The organism is Pseudomonas berkeleyensis, assembly GCF_014109765.1.
Classification (GTDB): domain Bacteria; phylum Pseudomonadota; class Gammaproteobacteria; order Pseudomonadales; family Pseudomonadaceae; genus Aquipseudomonas; species Aquipseudomonas berkeleyensis.
In genome coordinates, this window is the sequence record NZ_CP059139.1 from 4,637,281 (window position 1) to 4,661,276 (window position 23,996).

Genomic DNA, 23,996 nt, shown 5'->3' on the forward strand with positions numbered 1-23,996 from the left:
ATTACATCCGGGCTACGCAATCACTACAACAGCGCCAGGCCACGCAGTCCGGCGCCCGCTTCCAGCCATGGAGTAGAACCGCCTGATGCTGTCATTCATCGCCCGACGCCTGGGGCTGCTGATCCCCACCTTTTTCGGCGTCACGTTGCTAACCTTCTCGCTGATCCGCCTGATCCCCGGTGATCCGGTGGAGGTGATGATGGGCGAACGCCGCGTCGACCCCGAACTGCATGCCCAGGCCATGGAGCGCCTGGGCCTGAACAAACCGCTGTACGCCCAGTACCTCGACTACATCGGCCAGCTCGCCACCGGCGACCTGGGCAAGTCTCTGCGTTCCAACGACGGCGTGTGGAGCGAGTTCATCACCCTGTTTCCGGCTACCGTCGAACTGGCCCTGGCTGCCCTGCTGTTCGCCGGTACGCTGGGCGTCATCGCAGGCGTCATCGCCGCGCTCAAACGTGGTTCGCTGTTCGATCACGGGATAATGGGCATCTCGCTGACCGGCTATTCCATGCCGATTTTCTGGTGGGGCCTGCTGCTGATCATGTTCTTTTCCACCGGCCTGGGCTGGACACCGGTGTCCGGGCGCAATGACCTGCTCTTCGATATCCCGCCCGTCACCGGCTTCATGCTCATCGATACCCTGCTCTCCGACGAGCCAGGCGCCTTCGTCGACGCCCTGCATCACCTGATCCTGCCGGCCATCGTGCTCGGCACCATCCCCCTGGCAGTGATCGCACGCATGACCCGCTCGGCCATGCTCGAAGTGCTGCGCGAGGACTACATTCGCACCGCGCGGGCCAAGGGGCTGTCACCGGCACGGGTGGTGTTCGTCCACGGCCTGCGCAACGCGCTAATCCCGGTACTGACCGTGTTCGGTCTGCAGATCGGCAGCCTGCTCGGCGGCGCCGTGCTGACCGAAACCATCTTCGCCTGGCCCGGCATCGGCAAGTGGCTGATCGAGGCCATCGGCGCCCGTGACTACCCGGTGGTGCAGAACGGCATCCTGCTGATCGCCTGCCTGGTGATCCTGGTCAACTTCATCGTGGACATTCTCTATGGCCTGGCCAACCCACGCATTCGCCACCAGCGCTAAGGAGAGCGACATGAACCACTCCGTAGGGTGTCGCGGGGCCGCCCAGGCCATGCGCACCACCATTGGCGACGAACGATCGGTGCGCACGGCGCACCCTACCCTGGAGGCGACATACCGATGACCACCTCCACCAGCCTCGACCAGAGCCTGCTCTACCCTTCGCCACTGAAGGAGTTCTGGCATGCCTTCAAGCACAACAAGGGCGCCGTCTGCGGCCTGGCGTTCATACTGCTGATCGTGTTCTGCGCGCTGTTCGCACCCTGGATCGCCCCGCACCATCCCAGCGAGCAATACCGCGACTTCCTGCTCACCCCGCCGGTATGGCTGGAAGGCGGCCAGTGGCAATTCCTGCTTGGCACCGACGAGCTGGGCCGTGACCTGCTCTCGCGGATCATCCATGGCGCGCGACTGTCGCTGCTGATCGGTCTGGCCTCGGTGGTGTTGTCGCTGGTTCCCGGCATCCTGCTGGGACTCTGTGCCGGCTTTTTCCCGCGCCTGCTCGGCCCCGGCATCATGCGCCTGATGGACATCATGCTGGCACTGCCCTCGCTGCTGCTGGCCGTGGCCATCGTCGCCATTCTCGGCCCCGGGCTGATCAACACCATCTTCGCCATCGCCATCGTCTCGCTGCCATCCTATGTGCGCCTTACTCGCGCTGCGGTGATGGGCGAGCTGAATCGCGACTACGTCACTGCCGCGCAACTGGCCGGCGCCAGCCTGCCGCGACTGATGTTCGTCACCGTGTTGCCCAACTGCATGGCGCCGCTGATCGTGCAGGCCACCCTGAGCTTCTCCTCGGCGATTCTCGACGCCGCCGCACTGGGTTTTCTCGGCCTCGGTGTGCAGCCACCAACGCCCGAGTGGGGCACCATGCTGGCCTCGGCTCGCGACTACATCGAGCGCGCCTGGTGGGTGGTCACTCTGCCCGGCCTGGCCATTCTGCTCAGCGTGCTGGCGATCAACCTGATGGGTGATGGCCTGCGCGATGCGCTCGACCCGAAACTCAAGAACGCCATCTGAGGAGGCCTGCATGCACGACTTCGATTCGGTGCGCACGGCGCACCGCCTCCCTGCGAGGGCCTGCGCATGAGCCTGCTGGATATCCACAATCTGTCCGTGCGCTTCGGCGGCGCCGACGCCGTACCCGTAGTCGATGGCCTCGACCTCTCGGTGAAAAAGGGCGAGGTGCTGGCCATCGTCGGTGAGTCCGGCTCCGGCAAGTCGGTGACCATGATGGCGCTGATGGGGCTGATCGACGCTCCCGGCATCGTCCATGCCGATTGCCTGCAGTTCGACGGCACCGACATGTTGCGCCTGAAAGGCAGGCAGCGCCGGCATATCGTCGGCAAGGATCTGGCCATGGTTTTCCAGGATCCGATGACCGCCCTCAATCCCAGTTACACCGTGGGTTTCCAGATCGAGGAAGTGCTGCGCCAGCACATGGGCCTGAAAGGCAAGGCCGCCCGCGCACGTGCCCTCGAGCTGCTGGAGCGGGTGGAGATTCCCGGCGCGGCCAGCCGCCTCGATGCCTATCCACATCAACTCTCCGGTGGCATGAGCCAGCGCGTGGCGATCGCCATGGCGATCGCTGCCGAGCCCAAGCTGCTGATCGCCGACGAGCCGACCACGGCGCTGGACGTGACCATCCAGGCGCAGATCATGGAGTTGCTGCTGAACCTGCAGCGCGACCAGGGCATGGCCCTGGTGCTGATCACGCATGACCTGGCGGTGGTCGCCGAAACCGCTCAGCGCGTCTGCGTGATGTACGCCGGGCAGGCGGTGGAGCTGGGCCAGGTACCGACCCTGTTCGATGCGCCCAGCCATCCCTATACCGAGGCCTTGCTCAAGGCGCTTCCTGAAAGGAGCTTGGCTGAGCACGGCTCAGGGGCCAGCCGCCTGGCCACCCTGCCCGGCATCGTGCCTGGCCGCTACGACCGCCCGCAGGGCTGCCTGCTGTCACCGCGCTGCCCTTACGTACAGGAACGCTGCCGCCAGCAACGACCAGCTCTGGACGAACATGCCCGTGGCGCCGCGCGCTGCTTCTTTCCCCTGGAGGTGGCCTGATGAGCAACGTACTCGAGGCCCATGAGCTGACCCGTCACTACAACGTCTCGCGCGGCCTATTCAAACCGGCAGCGACGGTGCAGGCGCTCAACGGCGTGTCCTTCAACCTGGAGGCCGGCAAGACCTTGGCCGTGGTCGGCGAGTCCGGCTGCGGCAAGTCGACCCTGGCTCGTGCCCTGACCCTGATCGAGCAGCCCAGTTCCGGCAGCCTGCAGATCGCCGGGCGTGAAGTGACCGGCGCCAGCAAAGCCGAGCGCCGGCAATTGCGCCGCGACGTACAAATGGTGTTCCAGAACCCCTATGCCTCACTCAACCCGCGGCAGAAGGTCGGCGACCAATTGGCCGAGCCGCTGCTGATCAACACCCGCCTGAGCGCGGCCGAACGCCGCGAGAAGGTGCAGGCGATGATGCAACAGGTCGGCCTGCGTCCCGAGCATTACCACCGCTATCCGCACATGTTCTCTGGCGGCCAGCGCCAGCGCATCGCCCTGGCTCGCGCGATGATGCTGCAGCCCAAGGTGCTGGTGGCGGACGAACCGACCTCGGCGCTGGACGTGTCGATCCAGGCGCAAGTGCTCAATCTGTTCATGGATCTGCAGGAGCAGTTCGGCACCGGCTACGTGTTCATCTCGCATAACCTCGCGGTGGTGCGCCATGTCGCCGACGACGTGCTGGTGATGTACCTCGGTCGCCCGGTGGAAATGGGCCCGGCCGAAGTGCTCTATGAGCGCCCGCTGCATCCTTATACGCAGGTGTTGTTGTCAGCGACGCCGACCATCCATCCCGATCCGGACAAACCGCGAGTGCGTGTCAGCGGTGAGCTACCCAATCCGCTCGACCCGCCGTCGGGCTGCGCCTTCCACAAACGCTGCCCGTATGCCGATCAACGCTGCCGGGAAGAACGCCCCGAGCTGCGGCTGATCGCTGCACGGCAGGTGGCCTGCCATCATGTGGAGCGCCTAGAGTGACTTCTCGTAGGGTGTTGTGGGGCACCCAGGTCGTGCGCACTGGTAAGCATCGCAGTATTCCCGGTGCGCACGGCGCCCCCTACCCAGGGCACTTGCCGACATGTACTGCGTATCGTGACACCAGCGACTCGTCGGGTGCCGCAAAATCGCCTCAAGGTACCGACGGCAACGTCAGCTCGATGCTTTCGGCCAACGAGTCCTCCAGTCGCTGCAGCTCGACACCGACCGCAGCGGCATCGTCGGCAAGGGTTTGCGCGATGTGCAGAAACTCCGGCGTCGCCTCCACGAAGGCCAGCACCACCATCGGGTCGAAGCGTGTACCACTGGCCGCGCTGATCTGCGCCACTGCCTGATCCAGGCTCACTGGCGGCAGATAAGGGTGTGGACAGGTCAGTGCCTCGAAGTCGCCGACCAGCGCCATCAGCCGCGCCGACAATGGAATCTGCTCGCCATGCAGGCCTTGCGGGTAGCCCTTGCCATCCCAGCGCTCGTGCTGGCCATAGACGATGTCCTTGGCGTCGGAAAGAAAGTCGGTGATGCTGCCCAGCCGGCGCTCGGCCCGCTCCAGCGCATCGCGCCCAGCGATCACTCCCTCCTTGAGCAGGCGCAGATCGTCCTCATCCGGTTCACCGTGGTTGAGCAGCACGCGGTCGGGCAAGGTCAGCCGGTCGATCACATGCAGCATGGCTGACTTGCCCAGCTGGGCGATGCGCTCCTCGTTCAGTGCATCCGACAAGGCCGGCTGCTGACGCGCCAACGCCGCCGCCAGGCAGGTCATGTAGCGCTCGGTACGCACGAGACGACGGCTGCAAGGGTTGTCGCGCATCACCGCCAGGCTGGCCATGGCCTCGATGGTGACATCCTGCAGGTTCTGGATGTCGCGAATGCGGCGCTTGACCTCGAGTTCCAGGTACTCGCTCTTGTCGCGCAGGTAGTCGGTAGCCACCTTGAGCTGCAACTGCGCCTTGACCCGGGCAAGGACGATGGGCGGGCTAACCGGCTTGGTAATGTAATCGGCAGCGCCAAGATCGAAACCCAGTTGTTCGTCGGCGACCTCGCTCCTGGCCGTCACCAGGATCAGCGGGATATGCCGGGTACGCGCATCGATCTTGAGCTGGCGACAAAGCGCGTAGTCATCCTGCCAGCCAAGCAGGATCAGGTCGGGCTGCGGCTTGCGCCTTGCTGCATGCAGCGCCTCGTCACTGCCAACCAGCTTGACCTGATAGCGGTCGACCAGCAACGCACCCAGGCGTTGGCGAGCATCCACGGCGTCATCCACCACCAGAATCAGTTCCTGTTCCGGTCTGTCGAGCATTCCCCGCATGGCGATCTCCCTTGGCTGCCCGCCTGTAGATCATTAAAGGCGCTGGACTGCATTTGCGCTCACACTGCCTTACAACTGACCGCGCCAGCGCTTTGAAAGTGCAATGCGGATTGGCAGGGCGACGAGCGCAGCCGACAATCGTCAGCAGAATCCCGCTCGGAGGCATGCAACCGATGCTCGACCATGAACGCTGCTGGCAGGCTGTGTGCGAACGCGATGCCGCGCAGGACGGTCTTTTCGTCTTCGCCGTACGCAGCACCGGCATCTATTGCCGGCCGAGCTGCCCGGCCCGGCGACCGCGGCGTGACAACGTCAGCTTTCACCACGATGCCGCCAGTGCCGAAGCCGCTGGTTTTCGCCCGTGCAAACGCTGCTCGCCACAAGGACAAAGCCCGGCGCAGCAACTCGACGCGCTGGTCGCCGCAGCCTGCGAGCTGCTACGTGGCGAGGTGCGCCTGACTTTGCCGCAACTGGCCGCCCGTATCGGCCTCTCCCCTTCCCACCTGGCACGCGCTTTCAAGGCCCGTACCGGAATGACGCCCAACGCCTGGGCCGCCGCCGAGCGACGCCGGCGCCTGGACGATCACCTGCTGCAAGCCGACAGCGTGCTCGATGCGGCCCTGGCCGCCGGCTACTCCGGCACCCGCGCGCTGTATGAAAAGCCCCAGGCGATGAGCCCCGGCCAACGCCGCCAGCGTGGCGCCGGCGAACACCTGCGCTATGCCATCGCCCCCTGCCCGCTCGGCCAGGTGTTGCTGGCCACCAGCGACCAAGGCATCTGCGCCCTGCTGTTCGGCGATGAGCCGGCAGCCCTGCGTGAGGAGTTGCAGCAGCGCTTCGCCGCCGCCCGGTTGGAGGAGGATGAAGAAGGCCTGCGAGCCTCGCTGGAGCAGGTACTGGCGCAACTGGAGGAACCGGAGCGGGCCGCGCATCTGCCGCTGGATATTCGAGGTACCGCCTTCCAGCAACGCGTGTGGCAAGCCTTGCAGGGCATTCCCAGAGGCGAAACCCGCAGCTACGCACAACTGGCCGGGCAGTTGGACAGCCATCCCCGCGCGATTGCCCGCGCCTGCGCCAGTAACGCCATCGGCCTGCTGTTGCCGTGCCACCGGGTGGTCGCCAGTGATGGAAGCCTCAGCGGCTACCGCTGGGGGCTGGCTCGCAAGCGGCAGTTGCTGGAGCAGGAACAGTCATAAGCCATCGCGGTTGTCCGGTGCGCACGGCGCACCCTACGGGCACACGGGTAGGGTGCGCCGTGCGCACCAATCGCTCCCCTGCTCGCCGCCCTACACCAACATCGCCTTGGCCACTTCGTTGCGCGTGCTGCGCCCCACCAGTTGCTCCACCAGCGTCAGCGCAAAAGCCAGAGCCGTGCCCGGCCCCTGGCTGGTGATGCAATTGCCGTCCACCACCACAGGCTCATCGACGAAGCTGCAACCACTGAGCCGATCACTGAAGCTCGGATAACAGGCCATCCGTCGCTGCCGCAGCACGCCGTAGTGCTGCAACGCGACCGCTGGCGCGGCGCAGATGGCGGCGAACAGTTCACCGGCCTTGGCCTGTTTGCGTACCCGCTCGGCCAGCGGTTCGAAATCAGCCAGGCGCTGTGCACCCGGCATGCCGCCGGGCAATACGATGAGGTCGAAATCCTGCGCCAGAACATCGAGCAACATGGCATCGGCAGTCAGCCGGGTACCGCGGGCACAGGTGATCATCCGGCGATCCTCGACACTGGCCAACACCACCTCGATTTCCGCACGGCGCAGCACGTCGATCAAGGTCACGCATTCGAGGTCTTCACTGCCGTCGGCCACGGCAATCAGGGCACGTTTACTCATGTCTGAAATCCTTTCTGAAACGGACTGAAACTGACCATAAGGTCATAAATTCACCAGGCAAAATCTTGCTGCTATGATGCGCCCCTTTCGCAGAATCCAGCACTTTATCTGCCGATTCGGACAGATGTGCTTTGCTGAACATTGCCGGCGCCGTTTGCGCCTCTGGGGAGCCCCGCCATGCTGGAAAGACTGTTCCAACTCCAAGCCCACAACACCAATGTGCGCACCGAGGTGCTGGCCGGGGTCACTACTTTCCTGACCATGGCCTACATCCTCTTCGTCAACCCGAGCATCCTCAGCGAAACCGGCATGGACAAGGGCGCGGTGTTCGTCGCCACCTGCCTGGCCGCCGCGTTCGGCTCGGCGGTGATGGGCATGATCGCCAACTACCCGATCGCCCTGGCACCGGGCATGGGTCTGAACGCCTTCTTCACCTACACCGTGGTGCTGGGCATGGGCCACACCTGGCAGGTGGCCCTGGGTGCAGTATTCCTCTCGGCGTGCCTGTTCTTCCTGCTGTCGATCTTCAAGATTCGCGAGTGGATCATCAACAGCATCCCGCTGGAGCTACGCTCGGCCATCGCCGCTGGTATCGGCCTGTTCCTCGCACTGATCGCCCTGCAGAACGCCGGTATCGTCGTCGCCAACCCGGCCACCATGGTCGGCATGGGTGACCTGGGCAGCCCGCAGGCGCTGTTGGCGATCCTCGGCTTCTTCCTGATCATCGGCATGGAAGCGCTGCGCATCACCGGTGCCGTGCTGATCAGCATCCTGGTGGTGACCGGCCTGAGCATCCTGCTCGGCGTCAGCGAATTCGGCGGCGTGGTGTCGATGCCACCGTCGCTGGCACCGACCTTCATGCAACTGGATATCGCCGGCGCGCTGGACGTGGGCCTGATCAGCGTGATCTTCGCCTTTCTGTTCGTCGACTTGTTCGACAACTCCGGCACCCTCATCGCCGTGGCCAAGAAGGCCGGCCTGATGCGCAAGGACGGCCACCTGCCGAAGATGGGCCGTGCGCTGATCGCCGACAGCACCGCTGCTCTGGGCGGCTCGCTGCTGGGCACCAGCACCACCACCAGCTACATCGAGTCGGCGGCGGGCGTCAGTGCCGGCGGGCGCACCGGCCTGACCGCCATCGTGGTCGCCGTGCTGTTTCTCTTCGCCCTGTTCTTCGCGCCGCTGGCCGGCAGCGTACCGGCCTTCGCCACCGCTCCGGCGCTGCTGTTCGTCGCCGTGCTGATGGCCTCGGGCATGGCCGAGATCGAGTGGAGCGACATCACCGTCGCTGCGCCGGTGGTAGTCACCGCGCTGGCCATGCCGCTGACCTACTCCATCGCCACCGGTATCGCCTTCGGCTTCATCACCTGGGTAGCGGCCAAGACCCTGGCCGGTCGTGCCCGTGAGCTGAACGGCATGCTGGTAGCGCTGGCCGTGTTCTGCGTGATCAAGCTGTCGCTGTTCTGAGGGCCAGCGCTGGCCATTGGTGGGCTGAAGGCCACCCTACACCGTTGTTAAACGCTTGAAGTAGGGCGCGCCGCGCAGCCGAAGCAAGATGATGGACTCGAGGCGCACGGCGTGCCCCTACGAATTCAGGTCTTCCCGCGTTTGCGAAACTCCACCGGCGTTTCCCCGACCCAGCGCTTGAACGCGCGGTAAAAGGTGCTCGGCTCGGAGAAGCCGGTGCGCTCGACGATCACCTCGATGCGCTCGTCGGTCTTGAGCAGCAGCTCCTTGGCCAGGCGGCAACGGTAGTCGGTGATCAGATCATTGAAGCGCACGCCGGCCATGGCCAGGCGTTCACGCAGGCGCCGTGCCGGCATGTTGAGACGACCCGCAACCTGCTCCAGCGTCGCACCGCCATCGACCAGCAGCTCGGCGATCAGCTCACGCACCTGGCGCACCAGATCCAGCCGTTCGACCTCGGCCAGCTGCCGCCGTGCCAGCGACTCGTGCATGCGCAGCAACTCCGGCGCAGCATGTCGCGACGGCTTGTCCAGCACAGCAGCATCGAACACCAGCACATAAGCGTCGGCACCGAGGCGCCCTGGGCAGCCATAAACGGCCTGGTAGCGTTCCGCCGAGGCGCCCTCTTCGTGCATGAACTGCACTTCCAGCGGCGTGAACTCATCTTCGGTCAGCGCCGAGAACAGGCGAATCACCGCACCCGCCAGCATTTCGGGAAAATGCCGTGGCGTGCCGGGCGACAGCCCCAGCGAGAGCACCGCGCGCTCACCGTCGACATCCAGCCGCGCATTGAGCGTATCGGAGAGCAGGCGCACGTAGCGCAAGGCATGGCGCAGGCCAGCGCCAAAGGTCTCGCTGGAGAGAAACAGATATTCCAGCAGCAGGCCATGGAAGGCTGGCAGGTGCTGGGCCAGAAACAGCCCGACATGCTCCTCGCCGCATTCTTCACTGGCGGCCTTCCAGAACGCTGCCTGGGCGGCATGGGGAAAGCGGCCAGCAGGCAGCCCGCCAGGCGGCAGGCCAACACGCGCCAGCACACGGTCAGGGTCGGCGCCGCTGGCACGCAAGGCATCGATTACCGGGCGCATCAGCGCCACATCGTCGGTCAGATCACGCATGTTTTCCGCTGTTGTTGTTATTCGTGAACCGCGCCATCTTAGGGGCTGCGGGCTACCGCGCGCAAACCGGCGCGGCAGACGGATTGACTGGCCTGCCACGGAGCCAGGCAATACAGCCAATGCATGCACAGGCGCGGACGCTAAGCTGCTGTCATCGATTTTTTACCGAGGAGTGTTTCATGGCCACCGAATGGCTCGACCTCAATGCCCCGCCGGCCCTGCCCGGCCTGTTCCTGCGCGCGGCGCTGCGGCGCAAGGTGACCGGCCGCCAGCTGCCGAACCTGGGCCTGCGCTGCCGGGTGGAGGTCGATCCCAGGCATCTGCAACGCTATCGGCAAATCTGCGCCATCGCCGACAGTGCCTACCTGCCTCCGGTCTATCCACACATCCTGGCCTTCGGCCTGCAGATGAAACTGCTCACCGACCGCCGTTTTCCCTTCCCGCTGCTGGGCCTGGTGCACCTGGAAAATCGTATCCGCGTGTTGCGCCCGCTCGGCGGCTTGGGGCCCTTCCAGATCAGCGTACAGGTGGTCGACCTGCAACCCCACGACAAGGGCGCCACCTTCAGCCTGATCACTCGCCTGGAAGATCAGCTCGGCCTGCTCTGGGAAGGTGACAGTCGCATCCTCTGCCGTGCCCTGCGCCTCGACGGCCAGCCACAACCACGTGCCGAACAGCAGCCACTGCAACTGATGCCATTGGCCGACTGGGCAGCCCCCGCCAATACCGGCCGCCGTTATGCTCGCGTGGCTGGCGATTACAACCCCATTCACCTGTACGCCGTGACCGCACGCCTGTTCGGCTTCCCCCGCGCCATCGCCCATGGCTTGTGGAACAAGGCGCGCAGCCTTGCGGCGCTGCACGCGCATCTGCCACAGGCGGGTTACGAGGTGGAGGTGCGCTTCCAGAAACCGGTACTGCTGCCGACCCATGTCGCCCTGCAGGCCAGCGAGCCAGCAGCGAGCGGGCAGTTTCGCCTGATCGGCGAGAACGACACGCCGCATATGGCCGGTAGCTGGCAGCCGCTGGACATCTGACCTAGTCCGGATGCAATTCGGGGACAGGGCATCGGCAGGCACCGCCCCGGCTTGCATCCGGCTACGCACTGGGCGGCATTCCGCTTCAGCCGCGAAATGGATCGCGGCTGAAGCCGCTCCTACTCGCAGACAAAACCACTCGGCAGCTTGCAGCGCGCCTCGTTCGCGCCGAAGCTATGCGGCTCGAAAGGAGCCGCACCATGAACATCGCCGAACTCACCGCCCGCATGCATGCCATTCGCGATCACAACGACTGGCGTCGTTACCAGAGCCCGAAGAATCTGGCCATGGCCGCCAGCGTGGAAATGGCCGAGCTGGTGGAGATTTTCCAGTGGCTGAGCGAAGAGCAGTCCCGCCAGTTGCCTCCGGATCAGCTCGCCCACGCCGGGCAGGAAGTGGCCGACGTGGTGCTGTATCTCGTGCAGCTGTGCAGTGAGCTGGGCATCGACATGAACCAGGCGGTGCTCGACAAACTCGCCGACAACGAACGACGTTTCCTCAAATGAGCGACCGCCATTTCGATGAACTGGCGACCCGTTTCGCCGAGAAGATCTATGGCGGCGCCAAAGGCGCCATCCGCCTCGCCGTGCTGCAGGCAGACCTGGCCGAAGCGCTGCCGGATCGCCCGCTGCGCGTGCTCGATGTCGGTGCCGGCCTTGGCCATATGAGCCTGTGGCTGGCCCAGCGCGGCCACCACGTAACGCTGACCGAACCCGCCGCACCGATGCTAGAAGGGGCACGCCAACGCTTCGCCGAAGCAGGCCAGAGCGCCACCTTCATCCAAGCGCCCTGGCAAGAACTGCTCGGTAAACTGCAGCAGCCCTTCGATCTGGTGCTCTGTCACGCGGTGCTGGAATGGCTGGCCGAGCCGGCCGCGATCCTGCCGGTACTGCACCAGCTGACAACGCAGGACGGCTGGCTGTCGCTGGCCTTCTACAACAAGGACGCACTGATCTACCGCAACCTGCTCAAGGGGCACTTTCGCAAACTGCGCAAGGAACAATTCGCCGGCGAGAAGCAGAGCCTGACTCCACAGCAGCCGGTCGACCCACGCGAACTAGGCACGCAACTAGACGCGTACTGGCAGGTCGAAAGCCGTAGCGGCGTGCGCGTATTCCACGATTACATGCCGCATGAATTCCAGGCCAAGGCCGAACTGATCGACTTGCTGGAGATGGAGCTGGCTCACCGTCGCCATCCCAGCTTCGCGGGGCTCGGCCGCTACCTGCACTGGATCTGCCGGCCACGCTGAAAGCGCTGCGGGCACGTTGGACGAAGCCTGCAGTCCGGCGTAGCCTGAGCCTATCGGGAATGTCGCGCGCGACCACGGAGACGACCATGCGCACCGCCATCGCCTTACTCACTCTGCCACTGCTGGCGGCCTGTCAGAGCCAGAACCCCTACCAGGCCGAATCGCTGCCGATACCACCGGCCCCCGCCGCTGCGGCCAGCACCTTCGACCGCAGCGCCTACCCGGCAGCGCCACGTGACTATGGCCGTTATCGCAGCTGGAGCTGGGAAGGCGGACGCCCGCCCAGCGGCGCGTCCTGGGCCGGGGGTGAACAGCTGGCCGATAGCGTTAGCGCCGGCCTCGACCAGTACGGCTTGCGCCCCGCTCTCAATGGCCCCGGCGATCTGCTGGTCAGCGCCCGGATCAGCCAGGAAACCCGTCTGCGTCAGTATCAGGACAACATCGGCGGCTACTATGGCGCCGGTAGCCACTGGGATCGCCGTTACGGCGCCTGGGGTGGCGTGCCGGTGGTGCGCACCTATGAACAGAAGGTGGCCGTGGTACGCATCGACCTGATCGACCCACGAGACCGCCAGGTGGTCTGGTCCGGCAGCGGCGAAGCTGTCGCCGGCAAGGATCAGTCAGCCCAGGCTGACGCCATACGAGTCGCCATACGCGCAGCGTTGGACGGCTACCCTCCCTATTGATCCCGCCGCGTTCACTGCCACTGGAGCCCATCATGCGTGCCCTGCCCTACCTGTTCCTCACCTTGCTGCTGAGTGGTTGTGCCAGCGTCAGCCTGGAGCGCGACTTCGACCCCAGCCGTGATTTTGCCGCCTACCGCACCTGGAGCTGGATGGACGACAAGCTCGCCTACCAGCCAGACGATGCACGTCTCAAGAGCGACATCACCGAAGCCCGTATCAGCCAGGCGGTCGCCGAACAACTCGACCAGCGTGGCCTGCGCCAGGCAACCGATGGCAAGGGCGACCTGAAGGTACAGAGCGTACTGATCGTCGACGAGCGCCAGGATCAGATCACCACCCAATACGGTGGTGGCTGGGGAGGTTACTGGGGCGGCTACTGGGGTGGCCCGGCCTTCACCGAAACGCGCCGGGTGGACTACAAGGTCGCGACCCTGCAGATCGATCTCTACGACGCCAAGGATGGCAAACTGGTCTGGCGCGGCAGCGGCGAACAGATCATGCGCAGCCAGCCACCAACCCCAGCCGAACGTGAGCGGGCGATCCGCGAAACCGTCAGCCAGGTTCTCTCGCAGTATCCACCCCGCTGATCAAGGATCGCACCGTTTGAACTCCCCACTGCAACACCGCCCGGCCACCGCCGCCGACCTCGGCGACGTGGTCGGTTTCCCGCAGAACGTCGATGAACTGTTCTTCTGCTACCCCAAGGCCATCTGGCCCCTGAACGTTGGCCAGCTTGCCGCTGCCATGGCTGAACGCCGCGAAAGCACCGTGGTGGAGAGCGCCGGCAAGGTCGCCGGTTTCGCCAACTTCTACCAGTGGCAGCACGGCGAGTTCTGCGCCCTGGGTAACCTGATGGTGGCGCCCTGGGCACGTAGCCAGGGCGTGGCTCAGTTTCTGGTCGAAACCATGGAAACGATCGCACGCGATCGCTACAAGGCCCCGCTGATGAAGGTCTCCTGCTTCAATGCCAACGCTGGCGGCCTGCTGCTCTACACGCGCATGGGCTACCGCACCGTCGGTATCGTCGAACGCCGCGCCCCGGATGGCAGCCGCGTAGCCCTGGTGCAGTTGGAAAAGCCCCTGTAACCGCGCTCAGTCCTCAATGAGCAAGGGCGGCGCCGGCTCCGGTTCTTCCATGTTTTCCAGAAAATGCAGGCGAAACAGCGTCTGCCGGGCAATGGATACCAGCGCATCGAGCTGCATGTCCGGCGTTTCCGTCATGTAGGACACACAGAAACGCGCCGGCGCAATCGGTGGCTCGCACGGCAACGTGCGCAGCAGGTTGAGCGCCAGCATCTCGCGGATCAGCGGCACCGGCAGGATACCAATGGCGTGGCCGGCGGAGACCAGCTTGGCCATCAGCCCCAGGGAGTTGCTGGTGTGGAAGGCTTCCGAGCTGGCGTTACCGCTCTTCAACCAGCTCTCGACCACCGAGTACAAAGTCGATGGTGCCGAGTGAGTGACAATCGGATGGCCACTGGCGTGCTCGGGTAAAAACGGGTTGGCAGTGATGTCGAACTGCGGCGAAGCAACCCACTGGAAGGTCATCCAACCGATGAAGATATCAGTGACGTCCTCACGGGTCGCCGGGTTGGTCAGCAGCGCCAGATCCAGCTCGTGATCGTTGAGCTTGCGGTTGAGCACCGCGCCGACATCGATGGTGATTTCCAGGGTGATCTCCGGGAAATGCGCCTTGATCTCGGCGATGACAGCGGTCAAACCGACCATCGCCGAACACTCGTCGGCGCCCAGGCGCAGGCGTCGGTGCTGTTTCTGCTTGGCGGCGAACTGTTCCAGCTTGGTGCTGTTGTTCAGCACCAGCTCAGCGTGGCGCAGGGCGATATGACCATCAGGGGTGAGGGTCATGCGCTGCTTGCTGCGGTCGAACAACTTGACGTCGAGCAGCGACTCCATTTCACGGATGCGTGAAGAGATGGCCGGCTGGGTCAGATGCAGGTGGCGCGAGGCAGCATGAACCCCTCCTAGCCGTGCCGTCCAGTAGAAGGCTTCGATCTGCATCAGGGTAATACGCATGATAAAAATCGCCCTCTGTTCGGGTCGCCCGTTTTTATTATCGCCATAAAAACAGGCTTGTTAGCATCCGGCTCAACCTCTCGGATGAAGCGGACAAGAACAACGCATGTACATCATCGAAGCCTTGCCAGAACCGATCGAGCAGAACGCGCTGGACGTGCTTGCCGGTGCCGAACCGGCCACCATCGGCCACTTCATCACCACCGGCATATTGAACCCGCGCATCCGCGCGCACTTCAAGAATCTGCGCTGCGTCGGCACAGCCGTGACGGTGAAGATGCCCGGCGCGGACGGCGGCATCTTACATTACGCGATGGGCTGCGCCAGACCTGGCGACTTCCTGATCGTCGACCGCTGCGGCGAGAGCGTGACCGCCGCCATGGGTGGCGCGATGGCCTACGCGGCCAAGCAGGCCGGCATCGCCGGCATCGTCATCGATGGCTACGTCACCGACCTAGGTGAGCTGCGCGATCACGGCGTACCGATCTGGTCGTGGGGCGCCAGCGCTATCACCACGCGGGTGAAAGGCGAGGAAGGCGAGTTCTGCACCCCGGTGCAATGTGGCGGCGTCGTGGTGCATCCAGGCGATGCGGTGATCGCCGACGAGAACGGCATCGTCATCCTGCCCAAGGCGCTGGCCCTGCCGCTGGCGCAGCGCGCCATCGAGTTTCAGAACAACGAAAAACACACCCTGGCGCGACTCGCCAATGGCGAGAAATTCCCCGATATCGTAGGCTCGCGCGCCGTCATCGATGCCGCCATCCAGCCGCGCTGACGCACCCGTAACACGAATACCGCGCCACTGGCGCCGCAACACCTGTCAGGCCAGACAACACAAAAACAATACTGGCCAAGGACATCGTCAGGTTTCTGCCTCGTAGCTCCAAAAATAACAAAAGGACTACCATGAAACTGCAGTTGCTCCACGGAGTGGTTCTCGCCGTGCTTGGCTGTGCGTTCGCCGCCAGCAGCCCGGCCGAGGAATACCCAACGCTCCAGCTCAATGTCATCGGTGGCGGTAGCCACAACTACAGCTTCCGCACGGTCGAGCGACCTTTCTGGAGCCAGACACTGCCAGCCAGTTCCGGCGGCAGAATCACTGCCCGCCTGCGTGGTCTCTCGGAAACCGGCCTCAAGGGCCCGGAGATGGTGCGCCTGTTGCGCTCCGGCGCGGTTGAAGTCGGCATGGGCGTGTTCGCCTTCGTCGCCGGTGACGACCCCGCCTTCGAGGGCATCGACCTGCCCGGCATGGCCGCCGACATCGACACCGCCCGCAGCATCGCCAATGCCTACAAACCGGTGCTGCAGCAGCGCATGGCGGAGCGCCATGGCGTCAAGCTGCTGGCCACCGTGCCCTATACCGCCCAGGTGTTCTTCTGCCGTGATGCCGTCGAGTCGCTCGACGACCTGCGCGGCCGCAAGGTGCGCGTACGCGGGCGCAACATGGCCGACCTGGTCAACGCACTGGGCGCCTCGCCGATCACCCTGCCCTTCGCCGAAGTGGTCACTGCCATGCAGACCGGCGTCATCGACTGCGCGGTGACCGGCATCGGCTCGGGCAACGCCGCCAAGTGGTACGAGGTGGCCAATCACCTCTACAACCTGCCGGTGGACTGGTCGCTTGGTTTCTACGGCATTGGTCTCAAGCGCTGGGCGCAATTGCCAGCGGCGACCCAGCAGTTGCTGCTGGAGCAGGCGCAAGTGCTGGAGGACGCCCTGTGGCAGGAAACCGCGCGCGAGAACCACTACGCCCTGGCCTGCAACACGGGTGTCGGCGACTGCCAAATCCATCGTCCCGCGCAGATGCAGGCCAATGCGCCGAGCGTCGAGGAACGGCAGCGCCTGCACGAGACCGTGATGAAGATCGCCGAAACCTGGGGTAAACGCTGCGGCACGGATTGCGTGGAGCGTTGGAACGCCACGGTCGGCAAGACCATCGGCACCCATCTGAGCACCAACGGCAGCTAAGCGGGAGAAAGCCCATGCACAGGCAACTAACGCCCATTCACCTGATCGCTCGAGCCAGCGCATGGGTAGGCGGCATCACCCTGCTGGCCTGCGCCTTGTTGATCAGCCTCGACCTGATCCTGCGCAAGCTGTTCGGCATTTCCATGGGCGGCGCCGACGAGATCGCCGGTTACGTGCTGGCCATCGTCAGCAGTTGGGCATTCCCCATCGCCCTGCTCAAGCGCTCGCACATTCGCGTCGACATCCTCTACTCGCGCCTGCCGCTGAAACCCAGGGTCGGCCTCGATCTGCTGGCCCTGCTCGGCATGGCGGTGTTCGTCGGCGCGCTACTGTGGCACAGCAGTCAGGTGCTGCTGGATTCGATTCATTACCGCTCCGTATCCACCACGCCGCTGCAGGTACCGCTGTGGATACCACAGTCGCTATGGTTCGCCGGCTACCTGTTCTTCGCCGTGACCATTGTGATGCTGGGCTGGAGCAGCCTGGTGCAAATACGCCAGCAACGCCTGACAGCGGTCAGTGCACTGATCGGCATCCACTCGGTAGAGGAGGAAATCCGCGAGGAAGTCCCTACCAGCCGTTTCGACACTGACAAAGGGGCGCGCTAGATGCTGCTCTTCACCCTACTCGTGCTCCTCGGCCTGCTCGCCTTCAGCGTGGCGGCAGCAGTCAGCGTCGGCCTGCTCGGCATGTCGCTGGCCGAGTTCTACTCGACCTTGCCGCTGACCAGTGCGCTCGGCGAAATCGCCTGGAGCACCAGCGCCGAGTTCCTCCTGGTGGCCATTCCGCTGTACATCCTGATGGGCGAGCTGCTGGTCTGCTCCGGCGTGGCCGGGCGCATGTATGGTGCGGCGGACAAGTGGCTATCGTGGCTGCCGGGCGGCCTGATGAATTCCAATATAGGTGCTTCGGCGCTGTTCTCCGCCACCAGCGGCTCCAGCGTTGCCACCGCCGCGACCATCTCCACCCTGGCGCTGCCGGAACAGGAGCGCAAGGGCTACCCGGCGCCGCTGTTCCTCGGTTCCATCGCCGCCGGCGGCACCCTGGGTATCCTGATTCCGCCGTCGATCAACATGATTCTGTTCGCCCTGATCGCCAACCTGTCGGTGCCCAAGCTGTACCTGGCGGCGACCATTCCCGGCATCCTGCTGTGCTTCATGTTCGTGGCGATGATCGTGCTGGCCTGCCTGATACGCCCCGAACTGGGGGGCCATCGTCAGCACGCCAGCTGGGCCGAGCGCCTGGCCAGCGTGCCCGACCTGCTGCCGCCGCTGGCGATCTTCGTGCTGGTGGTCGGCGCCATCTACAGCGGCTTTGCCACTGCCAGTGAATCGGCCGCCCTCGGCGTGCTCGCCGCCTTCGGTCTGGGCCTGTGGCGCCGTGCCTTCACCTGGCAGACGCTGGGTCAGGCGTTCGAATCGACCATGCGCACCAGCGGCATGATCATCTTCATCACCCTGGCGGCGTTCTTCCTCAACTTCGTGCTGTCGTCCATCGGGTTGACCTCGTCGCTGGTCGCCTTCGTCACCGACCTGCAGTTGTCACCGATGGCCACGCTGCTGGCGATCATCCTGTTCTACATCGTGCTCGGCTGTTTCATGGACACCCTGGCGATGCTGATCACCACCGCACCGCTGGTGGTGCCGGTGATCGTTGCGCTGGGCTTCGATCCGTTGTGGTTCGGGGTGATTCTGATCGTGCTCTGCGAGATGGGGCAGATAACGCCGCCATTCGGCATGAACCTGTTCGTGGTGCACAGTATCCGTGGTAAAGGCAACTTCATGGATGTGGTGTACGGCGCACTGCCATTTTGCTTCGTGCTCTTGCTGCTTATCGCCCTACTTATATTCTTCCCGCAACTGGCACTGTGGCTACCACAGTTCGCCTGAGACAAAGAAACTCATAAATAACAGCATCAAACAAAGCAACTATCACAAACGAAGCAACACGACAAAACGGAAATACGCAAACAACCGAAAGTTCCCCAACCAGAACCCGCCATGCAAAAGGACTTTTGCCCCCACATCACTCAGTCAATATCCTGGTTGATGCCCAAACACTGCCGCGCTCCCGGCGTGGCAGTGCGCTCCTGCACGCGCCTGCCTGAATCTCTCTCAAAGTCCTGCCTACCGCTAAATCAGCACGCCTGAAAGCCAGGTAATCGCTTGGCGCGCTCACAATAAAAGTGCATATCCGCCACCCCCTCCTGCTTTTATCAGCCTAATAAAAACATTGAATCCGACTCTGCGTGACAGCATCGCGCATTCAGAAAAAAATCGTCACACCTCATACGACAACGTATGACCAATAACAATAAAGGTGACATATGCCCAATGACGACCCTACGGCCGAAGATGCCGGATCGCGAACTTTAATAGGTTCCGAAAACAACAGGCTCGCAACTTTCTTATTTCTCTCAACTGCCGCCCCGCTGGAGAGAACACCGTGAAAACCATCCTCAATCTTTATTTCAGCACCTTGAAAGTGCTGATCTGCAGCACTCTCGTTTGCATCACCGTATTGATCTTCCTCAACGTGGTACTGCGCTACGGCTTCAACTCGGGCCTGTTCTTCAGTGAAGAAATCTCCCGTCTGGCGTTCGTCTGGCTGGTATTCGCTGGCGCACAGCTGATGCTGCATGAAAACGGCCATATCGGCGTCGACATGCTGACCAGCCGAGTGTCACCCAAAGTTGCCAAGGGCATGCTGGTACTCAGCCAGGTGCTGATGCTCTACGTCACCTGGCTGTTCCTGCAGGGCAGCTGGAAACAGACGCTGATCAACCTACATGTCGGCGCGCCGTCCACCGGCGTATCCATGGCGCTGTTCTACGGCGCCGGGCTGGTGTTCTCGGTACTCAGTTTCGGCCTGATCACCGTGCAACTGCTGGATAGCCTGCGCAAACCGGCCGGTACCTATACCCAGCAGATCAGTGACAACCCGGCAACGCTGGCTCCCACTCAAGAATCCGGGGTACTCAAGTAATGGCCCTCACCGTCTTCGTTGGCGTGCTGATGGCCGCCATTCTCATCGGCACCCCCATCGCCTACGCGCTGATCCTCTGCGGCGTAGCGCTGATGTGGCTGCTGGGCCTGTTCGATGGGCAGATCATCGCGCAGAACATCATCAACTCTGCCGGCAGCTTCCCACTGCTGGCGATCCCGCTGTTCATCATCGCAGGCGAAGTGATGAACAACGGCGGACTGTCCAAACGCATCATCAACCTGGCCATCGCCATGGTCGGCCACCTGCGTGGCGGCCTGGGCTACGTGGCGATCTTCGCCGGCGTGCTGCTGTCGAGCCTGTCGGGTTCGGCACTGGCCGACGCCGCCTCGCTGACCGCCCTGCTGCTGCCGATGATGGTCATCGCCGGCTACAACAAGAATCGCTCCGGCGGCCTGATCGCCTCGGTTTCCGTGCTGGGCTCGATCATTCCGCCGAGCATCGGCTTCGTGGTGCTCGGCGTGGCCTCCGGCCTGTCGATCACCAAGCTGTTCCTCGCCGGCATCGCCCCGGGCCTGATGATCGCCGTGGCGCTGTGCGTGGCCTGGTGGCTGGTGTCGCGTCGCGATACCGATGTCGAGCTGAGCCCGAAGGCCTCCGGCAAGGCGCGCCTGAAAGCCTTCGTCGACAGCATCTGGGCGCTGATGCTGCCGGTGATCATCGTCGTCGGCCTGCGCTTCGGCGTGGTCACCCCGACCGAAGCCGGGGCCGTGGCCAGCGTCTACGCACTGCTGGTGTCGACCTTGATCTACCGCGAGCTGGACCTGAAGAAACTCAACGAGGTACTGCTCAACGCCGGCAAGACCACCGCCGCCGTGATGTTCCTGGTGGCCGCCGCCTCGATCCCGGCCTGGATGATCACCATCGCCGATATCCCCGGGCAGATCATCGACCTGATCCAGCCAGTGATGGACAACCCGAAACTGCTGATCCTGGTGCTGATGCTGCTGATCCTGGCGATCTCCATGGTCATGGATCTGACGCCGACCGTACTGCTGCTCGCGCCGATCCTGGTGCCTGTAGTCACCGCCGCCGACATCGACCCGATCTATTTCGGCGTGCTGTTCATGATCAATTGCTCGATCGGCCTGATCACCCCACCCGTGGGCACCGTGCTCAACGTGGTCTGCGGCATCGGGCGAATGCGCTACGAGGCGCTGCTCAAGGGCACGTTCCCGTTCCTGATCGCCGAAATCATCGTGCTGTTCCTGCTGGTGGCCTTCCCTGAACTGGTCACCGTCCCCGCGCAATGGTTCGCCAAATAACGCTCACCGAATAACAACAGCCAACAAGAAGGGCTCCACCATGAAAAAGCAACTGACGCTCCTCGCTACCCTGCTGCTGGCCAGCAGCATGACCTTCGCCGCCGAGTACAACGCGCGCACCATCAAGTTCGCGGCCACCAGCCCCAAGGGCACACCACCGGCCATCGGCATGGAGCTGTTCGCCGAGAAAGTCGCCGAACGCAGCGGCGGCAAGATCAAGGTGCGTACCTTCCCCAACGGCGTGCTCGGGGGGGACGTGCAGGTACTGTCCTCGCTGCAGGGCGGCGTGGTCGAGATGATGACCTGGAACGCCGGGCTGATGCTCAACCATGTCACCGACTTCGGCATTCTCGACTTCCCATTCCTCTACACCGACACCGCCAAGGTCGACGCCATGCTCGACGGCGAAGTGGGCAAGATGCTTACCGACCAGCTACCGCAGCACGACCTGGTCGGCCTGGCGTTCTGGGAGCTGGGGGTACGTAACCTGACCAACAACAAACGCCCGGTAGAGAAGATGGAAGACATCGCCGGGCTCAAGGTTCGGGCGCAGCAGTCGCCGCTGTTCCTCGACGTGTGGTCGGCCCTGGGCGCCAACCCGACGCCACTGCCCTTCACCGAGGTGCACACCGCACTGGAGACCGGCACCGTCGACGGCCAGGAAAACCCGGCGGCGCTGATCCTCGCCTCCAAGTTCAACGAAGTGCAGAAGTACCTGAGCCTCACCCACCACAACTACAACCCGCAGATCGTGCTGATCGGCAAGGGCTTCTGGGACAAGCTCAACGACGATGAGAAGAAGCTGCTCACCGACGTGGCCATGGAAGTGCGCCTGGAACAACGACGCATCTCCCGCGAAGCCGACAGCAAAGCCATCGCCGAGCTGGAAGCCTCGGGCATGCAGGTCAACTCGTTGTCAGACGAAGAAGTCGCGCGCATCCAGGAAAAGATCAAGCCGGTAGTGGACAAGTACGCCGCCCAGATCAACCCGGAGCTGGTGCAGAAGGTCTACCAGGCCATGGACGTACAACAATAATGAGTCAGCCGGGGGCTCATTACGAGCGCCTGGCCGAACGTATAACGGTGCGCCCCGTCGGGCGCACTCTGCCAGTGAATGAGGAACACCATGAAGATTTCGGTTGCGCAGATTCATCCCGTAGCGGGCAACCCCCTCGAAACCATCGACAAGGTCGCCGAAGTATCGCGCCAGGCCGCTGCCGAAGGCTCGCGTCTGATCGCTTTCCCCGAGTGCCTGCTGACCGGCGGCTCGTTCAATAGCCGCGAGGATCTGGAGCGAGGCGCCATCGAGCTCGACGCCCTGGCACCGCTGCTGGCGGTGAGCGCGCAAACCGGCGCCTACATCGTCGTTGGGTTCTATGAACGCAATCCGGAAACCGTGTTCAACACCGCCGCGCTGATCGGCCCACAAGGTATTGTCGGCCTGCATCGCAAGCGCCACCTGCCGTTCATGATCGGCGACCGTTTCACCGACACCCCGGACGACTGGACGCCACCAGTGTTCGACACCGACATCGGCCGTATCGGCCTGGCCATCTGCTACGAAATCCGCTTCCCAGAAGTGGTACGCACCCTGGCCCTGGAAGGCGCCGACATCGTCGTGCTGCCAGCCGCCTGGCCAGAGCAGGCGCGCATGCTGCCGGATCTGTTCAGCACCGTGCGTGCCGCAGAGAACATCGTTTATTTCGTCGCCCCGAATCGCAACGATCTGGATGACGGCATGCAGTTCATCGGCATGAGCCACATCATCGAACCGTCCGGCAAGACCCTGGTGCGCGCCGGCCTGGAAGATGGCGTGTACAGCGCCGAGATCGACCTGGAGAAAGCCCGTAACAAGTCGCTGATCCGCGAACCCGGCGTGTTCGAGATCCACCCGTTCAAGGATCGCCTGCCCGATACCTACCGCATCTGAGGTCACGCCCATGAACACCACGCTCAAACAGCTGATGGCGCGCGGCAACACCTTCGGCATGAACATCTACAGCACCGCCTCGATGCCCATCGAAGTGGCCGGCAACTGGGGCCTGGACTTCGTCTTCATCGATGCCGAGCACACTTCGCTCGGCGTCGACCGCGACATGGAGAAACTGCTCCTGGCGGCCAAGTGCGCGAATATCCACAGCCTGGTGCGCGTGCGTGGCACCCTCGACTGGGACATCCGCAAGGCCCTGGAAATGGGCGCCAGCGGCGTGATCATCCCGCAGGTGCACAACGCCGAGCAGATGCGCAACATCATCCGCAGCAGCAAGTTCCCACCGATGGGCCGCCGTGGCGGCGATAGCTCGGTGCGTTCGGCGAACTATGCCGGGCCGAACTTCGACTGGGGCCGTTACACCCAGGCGGAGAACGACCGCACCGTGATCGTGCCGATGGCCGAGAGCTACGAGTTCTTCGACAACATCGACGCGATTCTCGATGTCGAGGGCATCGACGCCGTGCACTTCGGCCCAGCCGACTACTCGCTGTCACGCCAGTTGCCGGTGGATTACCGTCTGGGCAACCCCGAGGTGCGTGAGCGCCTGGAGCTGCTGATCGAGAAATGCCACGCCCGCAATATCCAGGTGATGGTGCCGTGCTTCCCGGCCGACGCTGAAACCGTCAAGCGCCTGATCGAGATGGGCAGCGACATGCTGCTGATGGGCAGTGATCTGTCCTGGCTCAACCAGGCAGGGCAGCGCATTGCCAACGTGCGCCAGGAAATCGGCCAGTAGCAACCCGCCTGCAAGCGCCACGGGGTTATAGGTTCAGCCCTGGCAGCGTGACTTGCAGGAGGCGGTTCGCACGGAGGCCGAGCCATAGAATCTGCGGGGCAAGGATGCCCTGCGTTTTGCCCTTCACCTCCGCAAAGAGGACAATCG

Annotated in this window: 25 protein-coding genes; 21 read left to right on the forward strand and 4 right to left on the reverse strand. The window is 63.7% G+C overall.

What is annotated here, in order from left to right:
* Window positions 1–85 precede the first annotated feature (85 nt).
* From HS968_RS21500 to HS968_RS21515, 4 genes are all read left to right on the forward strand, one after another.
* On the forward strand, window positions 86–1,096 hold the full coding sequence (locus HS968_RS21500; RefSeq protein WP_119694491.1) for an ABC transporter permease subunit: 1,011 nt from the start codon (window positions 86–88) through the stop codon (window positions 1,094–1,096).
* A gap of 117 nt (window positions 1,097–1,213) precedes the next feature.
* Window positions 1,214–2,116, forward strand: coding sequence for an ABC transporter permease subunit (locus HS968_RS21505; RefSeq protein ID WP_119694490.1), 903 nt, complete (start codon window positions 1,214–1,216; stop codon window positions 2,114–2,116).
* 66 nt (window positions 2,117–2,182) lie between these two features.
* The gene (locus HS968_RS21510) at window positions 2,183–3,160 is read left to right on the forward strand and encodes an ABC transporter ATP-binding protein (RefSeq protein ID WP_182368608.1); all 978 of its coding nucleotides are present in this window, start codon (window positions 2,183–2,185) and stop codon (window positions 3,158–3,160) included.
* Complete coding sequence (locus tag HS968_RS21515) at window positions 3,160–4,128, forward strand: peptide ABC transporter ATP-binding protein (RefSeq protein WP_182368609.1); 969 nt, start codon at window positions 3,160–3,162, stop codon at window positions 4,126–4,128. The genes HS968_RS21510 and HS968_RS21515 overlap by 1 nt, the downstream gene beginning before the upstream one ends.
* Window positions 4,129–4,279: 151 nt before the next feature.
* Here HS968_RS21515 and HS968_RS21520 read toward each other — a convergent pair whose 3' ends face one another.
* On the reverse strand, window positions 4,280–5,452 hold the full coding sequence (locus tag HS968_RS21520; RefSeq protein ID WP_182368610.1) for an HD-GYP domain-containing protein: 1,173 nt from the start codon (window positions 5,450–5,452) through the stop codon (window positions 4,280–4,282).
* 173 nt (window positions 5,453–5,625) lie between these two features.
* On the opposite strand from HS968_RS21520, the gene ada reads away from it, so the two are divergent.
* Complete coding sequence (ada, locus tag HS968_RS21525) at window positions 5,626–6,648, forward strand: bifunctional DNA-binding transcriptional regulator/O6-methylguanine-DNA methyltransferase Ada (RefSeq protein WP_182368611.1); 1,023 nt, start codon at window positions 5,626–5,628, stop codon at window positions 6,646–6,648.
* A gap of 90 nt (window positions 6,649–6,738) precedes the next feature.
* Here the strand turns inward: ada and HS968_RS21530 are convergent, their stop codons facing one another.
* Entirely contained in the window at window positions 6,739–7,290 is a 552-nt protein-coding gene (locus HS968_RS21530; protein ID WP_182368612.1) for a DJ-1 family glyoxalase III, read from the reverse strand.
* Window positions 7,291–7,467: 177 nt separating this feature from the next.
* Here HS968_RS21530 and HS968_RS21535 point away from each other — a divergent pair, with 177 nt between their 5' ends.
* A complete protein-coding gene (locus HS968_RS21535) occupies window positions 7,468–8,757 on the forward strand; it encodes an NCS2 family permease (RefSeq protein WP_182368613.1) in 1,290 nt (429 codons plus the stop codon).
* A gap of 125 nt (window positions 8,758–8,882) precedes the next feature.
* Here the strand turns inward: HS968_RS21535 and HS968_RS21540 are convergent, their stop codons facing one another.
* Window positions 8,883–9,875, reverse strand: coding sequence for an AraC family transcriptional regulator (locus tag HS968_RS21540; protein WP_182368614.1), 993 nt, complete (start codon window positions 9,873–9,875; stop codon window positions 8,883–8,885).
* A gap of 179 nt (window positions 9,876–10,054) precedes the next feature.
* On the opposite strand from HS968_RS21540, the gene HS968_RS21545 reads away from it, so the two are divergent.
* From HS968_RS21545 to HS968_RS21570, 6 genes are all read left to right on the forward strand, one after another.
* A complete protein-coding gene (locus HS968_RS21545; protein WP_182368615.1) occupies window positions 10,055–10,912 on the forward strand; it encodes a MaoC family dehydratase in 858 nt (285 codons plus the stop codon).
* Between the two features lie 200 nt (window positions 10,913–11,112).
* Window positions 11,113–11,418 carry a nucleotide pyrophosphohydrolase gene (locus HS968_RS21550; RefSeq protein ID WP_182368616.1) on the forward strand — a complete coding sequence of 102 codons (306 nt, stop codon included), beginning with the start codon at window positions 11,113–11,115 and terminating at the stop codon, window positions 11,416–11,418.
* Entirely contained in the window at window positions 11,415–12,164 is a 750-nt protein-coding gene (locus HS968_RS21555) for a methyltransferase (RefSeq protein ID WP_182368617.1), read from the forward strand. Before HS968_RS21550 ends, HS968_RS21555 begins: the two co-directional genes overlap by 4 nt.
* An 86-nt stretch (window positions 12,165–12,250) precedes the next feature.
* Entirely contained in the window at window positions 12,251–12,850 is a 600-nt protein-coding gene (locus HS968_RS21560; protein WP_182368619.1) for a DUF4136 domain-containing protein, read from the forward strand.
* Between the two features lie 29 nt (window positions 12,851–12,879).
* Window positions 12,880–13,437 (forward strand): DUF4136 domain-containing protein, encoded by a 558-nt coding sequence (locus HS968_RS21565; protein WP_394337071.1) that lies wholly within the window; start codon window positions 12,880–12,882, stop codon window positions 13,435–13,437.
* A gap of 16 nt (window positions 13,438–13,453) precedes the next feature.
* The gene (locus tag HS968_RS21570; RefSeq protein WP_182368620.1) at window positions 13,454–13,936 is read left to right on the forward strand and encodes a GNAT family N-acetyltransferase; all 483 of its coding nucleotides are present in this window, start codon (window positions 13,454–13,456) and stop codon (window positions 13,934–13,936) included.
* A gap of 6 nt (window positions 13,937–13,942) precedes the next feature.
* Here HS968_RS21570 and HS968_RS21575 read toward each other — a convergent pair whose 3' ends face one another.
* Entirely contained in the window at window positions 13,943–14,884 is a 942-nt protein-coding gene (locus tag HS968_RS21575; protein WP_182368621.1) for a LysR family transcriptional regulator, read from the reverse strand.
* A 106-nt stretch (window positions 14,885–14,990) separates the two neighbouring features.
* On the opposite strand from HS968_RS21575, the gene HS968_RS21580 reads away from it, so the two are divergent.
* The 9 genes from HS968_RS21580 (at window position 14,991) to HS968_RS21620 (ending at window position 23,849) form a co-directional block, all read left to right on the forward strand.
* A complete protein-coding gene (locus HS968_RS21580) occupies window positions 14,991–15,659 on the forward strand; it encodes an RraA family protein (protein WP_074936223.1) in 669 nt (222 codons plus the stop codon).
* Between the two features lie 131 nt (window positions 15,660–15,790).
* Window positions 15,791–16,852 carry a TRAP transporter substrate-binding protein gene (locus HS968_RS21585; RefSeq protein WP_182368622.1) on the forward strand — a complete coding sequence of 354 codons (1,062 nt, stop codon included), beginning with the start codon at window positions 15,791–15,793 and terminating at the stop codon, window positions 16,850–16,852.
* Between the two features lie 14 nt (window positions 16,853–16,866).
* Window positions 16,867–17,460 (forward strand): TRAP transporter small permease subunit, encoded by a 594-nt coding sequence (locus HS968_RS21590; protein WP_182368623.1) that lies wholly within the window; start codon window positions 16,867–16,869, stop codon window positions 17,458–17,460.
* A complete protein-coding gene (locus tag HS968_RS21595; protein ID WP_182368625.1) occupies window positions 17,461–18,741 on the forward strand; it encodes a TRAP transporter large permease in 1,281 nt (426 codons plus the stop codon). It begins immediately after the preceding gene.
* A 556-nt stretch (window positions 18,742–19,297) separates the two neighbouring features.
* Window positions 19,298–19,837 carry a TRAP transporter small permease gene (locus HS968_RS21600; protein WP_182368626.1) on the forward strand — a complete coding sequence of 180 codons (540 nt, stop codon included), beginning with the start codon at window positions 19,298–19,300 and terminating at the stop codon, window positions 19,835–19,837.
* A complete protein-coding gene (locus HS968_RS21605; RefSeq protein WP_106738754.1) occupies window positions 19,837–21,120 on the forward strand; it encodes a TRAP transporter large permease subunit in 1,284 nt (427 codons plus the stop codon). Before HS968_RS21600 ends, HS968_RS21605 begins: the two co-directional genes overlap by 1 nt.
* A gap of 40 nt (window positions 21,121–21,160) precedes the next feature.
* A complete protein-coding gene (locus HS968_RS21610; RefSeq protein WP_182368627.1) occupies window positions 21,161–22,156 on the forward strand; it encodes a TRAP transporter substrate-binding protein in 996 nt (331 codons plus the stop codon).
* A gap of 90 nt (window positions 22,157–22,246) precedes the next feature.
* Window positions 22,247–23,050: a carbon-nitrogen hydrolase family protein gene (locus HS968_RS21615; protein ID WP_182368628.1), complete on the forward strand. Its 804-nt coding sequence runs from the start codon at window positions 22,247–22,249 to the stop codon at window positions 23,048–23,050.
* A 10-nt stretch (window positions 23,051–23,060) separates the two neighbouring features.
* Window positions 23,061–23,849 carry an HpcH/HpaI aldolase family protein gene (locus HS968_RS21620; RefSeq protein WP_182368630.1) on the forward strand — a complete coding sequence of 263 codons (789 nt, stop codon included), beginning with the start codon at window positions 23,061–23,063 and terminating at the stop codon, window positions 23,847–23,849.
* Window positions 23,850–23,996: the final 147 nt, after the last annotated feature.

Excerpts from the sequence above, each read along its gene's own strand:
- HS968_RS21500 (WP_119694491.1), top strand. The coding sequence starts at position 86 with ATGCTGTCATTCATCGCCCGACGCCTGGGGCTGCTGATCCCCACCTTT.
- HS968_RS21505 (WP_119694490.1), top strand. The coding sequence starts at position 1,214 with ATGACCACCTCCACCAGCCTCGACCAGAGCCTGCTCTACCCTTCGCCA.
- HS968_RS21510 (WP_182368608.1), top strand. The coding sequence starts at position 2,183 with ATGAGCCTGCTGGATATCCACAATCTGTCCGTGCGCTTCGGCGGCGCC.
- HS968_RS21515 (WP_182368609.1), top strand. The coding sequence starts at position 3,160 with ATGAGCAACGTACTCGAGGCCCATGAGCTGACCCGTCACTACAACGTC.
- HS968_RS21520 (WP_182368610.1), bottom strand. The coding sequence starts at position 5,452 with ATGCGGGGAATGCTCGACAGACCGGAACAGGAACTGATTCTGGTGGTG.
- ada (WP_182368611.1), top strand. The coding sequence starts at position 5,626 with ATGCTCGACCATGAACGCTGCTGGCAGGCTGTGTGCGAACGCGATGCC.
- HS968_RS21530 (WP_182368612.1), bottom strand. The coding sequence starts at position 7,290 with ATGAGTAAACGTGCCCTGATTGCCGTGGCCGACGGCAGTGAAGACCTC.
- HS968_RS21535 (WP_182368613.1), top strand. The coding sequence starts at position 7,468 with ATGCTGGAAAGACTGTTCCAACTCCAAGCCCACAACACCAATGTGCGC.
- HS968_RS21540 (WP_182368614.1), bottom strand. The coding sequence starts at position 9,875 with ATGCGTGATCTGACCGACGATGTGGCGCTGATGCGCCCGGTAATCGAT.
- HS968_RS21545 (WP_182368615.1), top strand. The coding sequence starts at position 10,055 with ATGGCCACCGAATGGCTCGACCTCAATGCCCCGCCGGCCCTGCCCGGC.
- HS968_RS21550 (WP_182368616.1), top strand. The coding sequence starts at position 11,113 with ATGAACATCGCCGAACTCACCGCCCGCATGCATGCCATTCGCGATCAC.
- HS968_RS21555 (WP_182368617.1), top strand. The coding sequence starts at position 11,415 with ATGAGCGACCGCCATTTCGATGAACTGGCGACCCGTTTCGCCGAGAAG.
- HS968_RS21560 (WP_182368619.1), top strand. The coding sequence starts at position 12,251 with ATGCGCACCGCCATCGCCTTACTCACTCTGCCACTGCTGGCGGCCTGT.
- HS968_RS21575 (WP_182368621.1), bottom strand. The coding sequence starts at position 14,884 with ATGCGTATTACCCTGATGCAGATCGAAGCCTTCTACTGGACGGCACGG.
- HS968_RS21580 (WP_074936223.1), top strand. The coding sequence starts at position 14,991 with ATGTACATCATCGAAGCCTTGCCAGAACCGATCGAGCAGAACGCGCTG.
- HS968_RS21585 (WP_182368622.1), top strand. The coding sequence starts at position 15,791 with ATGAAACTGCAGTTGCTCCACGGAGTGGTTCTCGCCGTGCTTGGCTGT.
- HS968_RS21590 (WP_182368623.1), top strand. The coding sequence starts at position 16,867 with ATGCACAGGCAACTAACGCCCATTCACCTGATCGCTCGAGCCAGCGCA.
- HS968_RS21595 (WP_182368625.1), top strand. The coding sequence starts at position 17,461 with ATGCTGCTCTTCACCCTACTCGTGCTCCTCGGCCTGCTCGCCTTCAGC.
- HS968_RS21605 (WP_106738754.1), top strand. The coding sequence starts at position 19,837 with ATGGCCCTCACCGTCTTCGTTGGCGTGCTGATGGCCGCCATTCTCATC.
- HS968_RS21610 (WP_182368627.1), top strand. The coding sequence starts at position 21,161 with ATGAAAAAGCAACTGACGCTCCTCGCTACCCTGCTGCTGGCCAGCAGC.
- HS968_RS21615 (WP_182368628.1), top strand. The coding sequence starts at position 22,247 with ATGAAGATTTCGGTTGCGCAGATTCATCCCGTAGCGGGCAACCCCCTC.
- HS968_RS21620 (WP_182368630.1), top strand. The coding sequence starts at position 23,061 with ATGAACACCACGCTCAAACAGCTGATGGCGCGCGGCAACACCTTCGGC.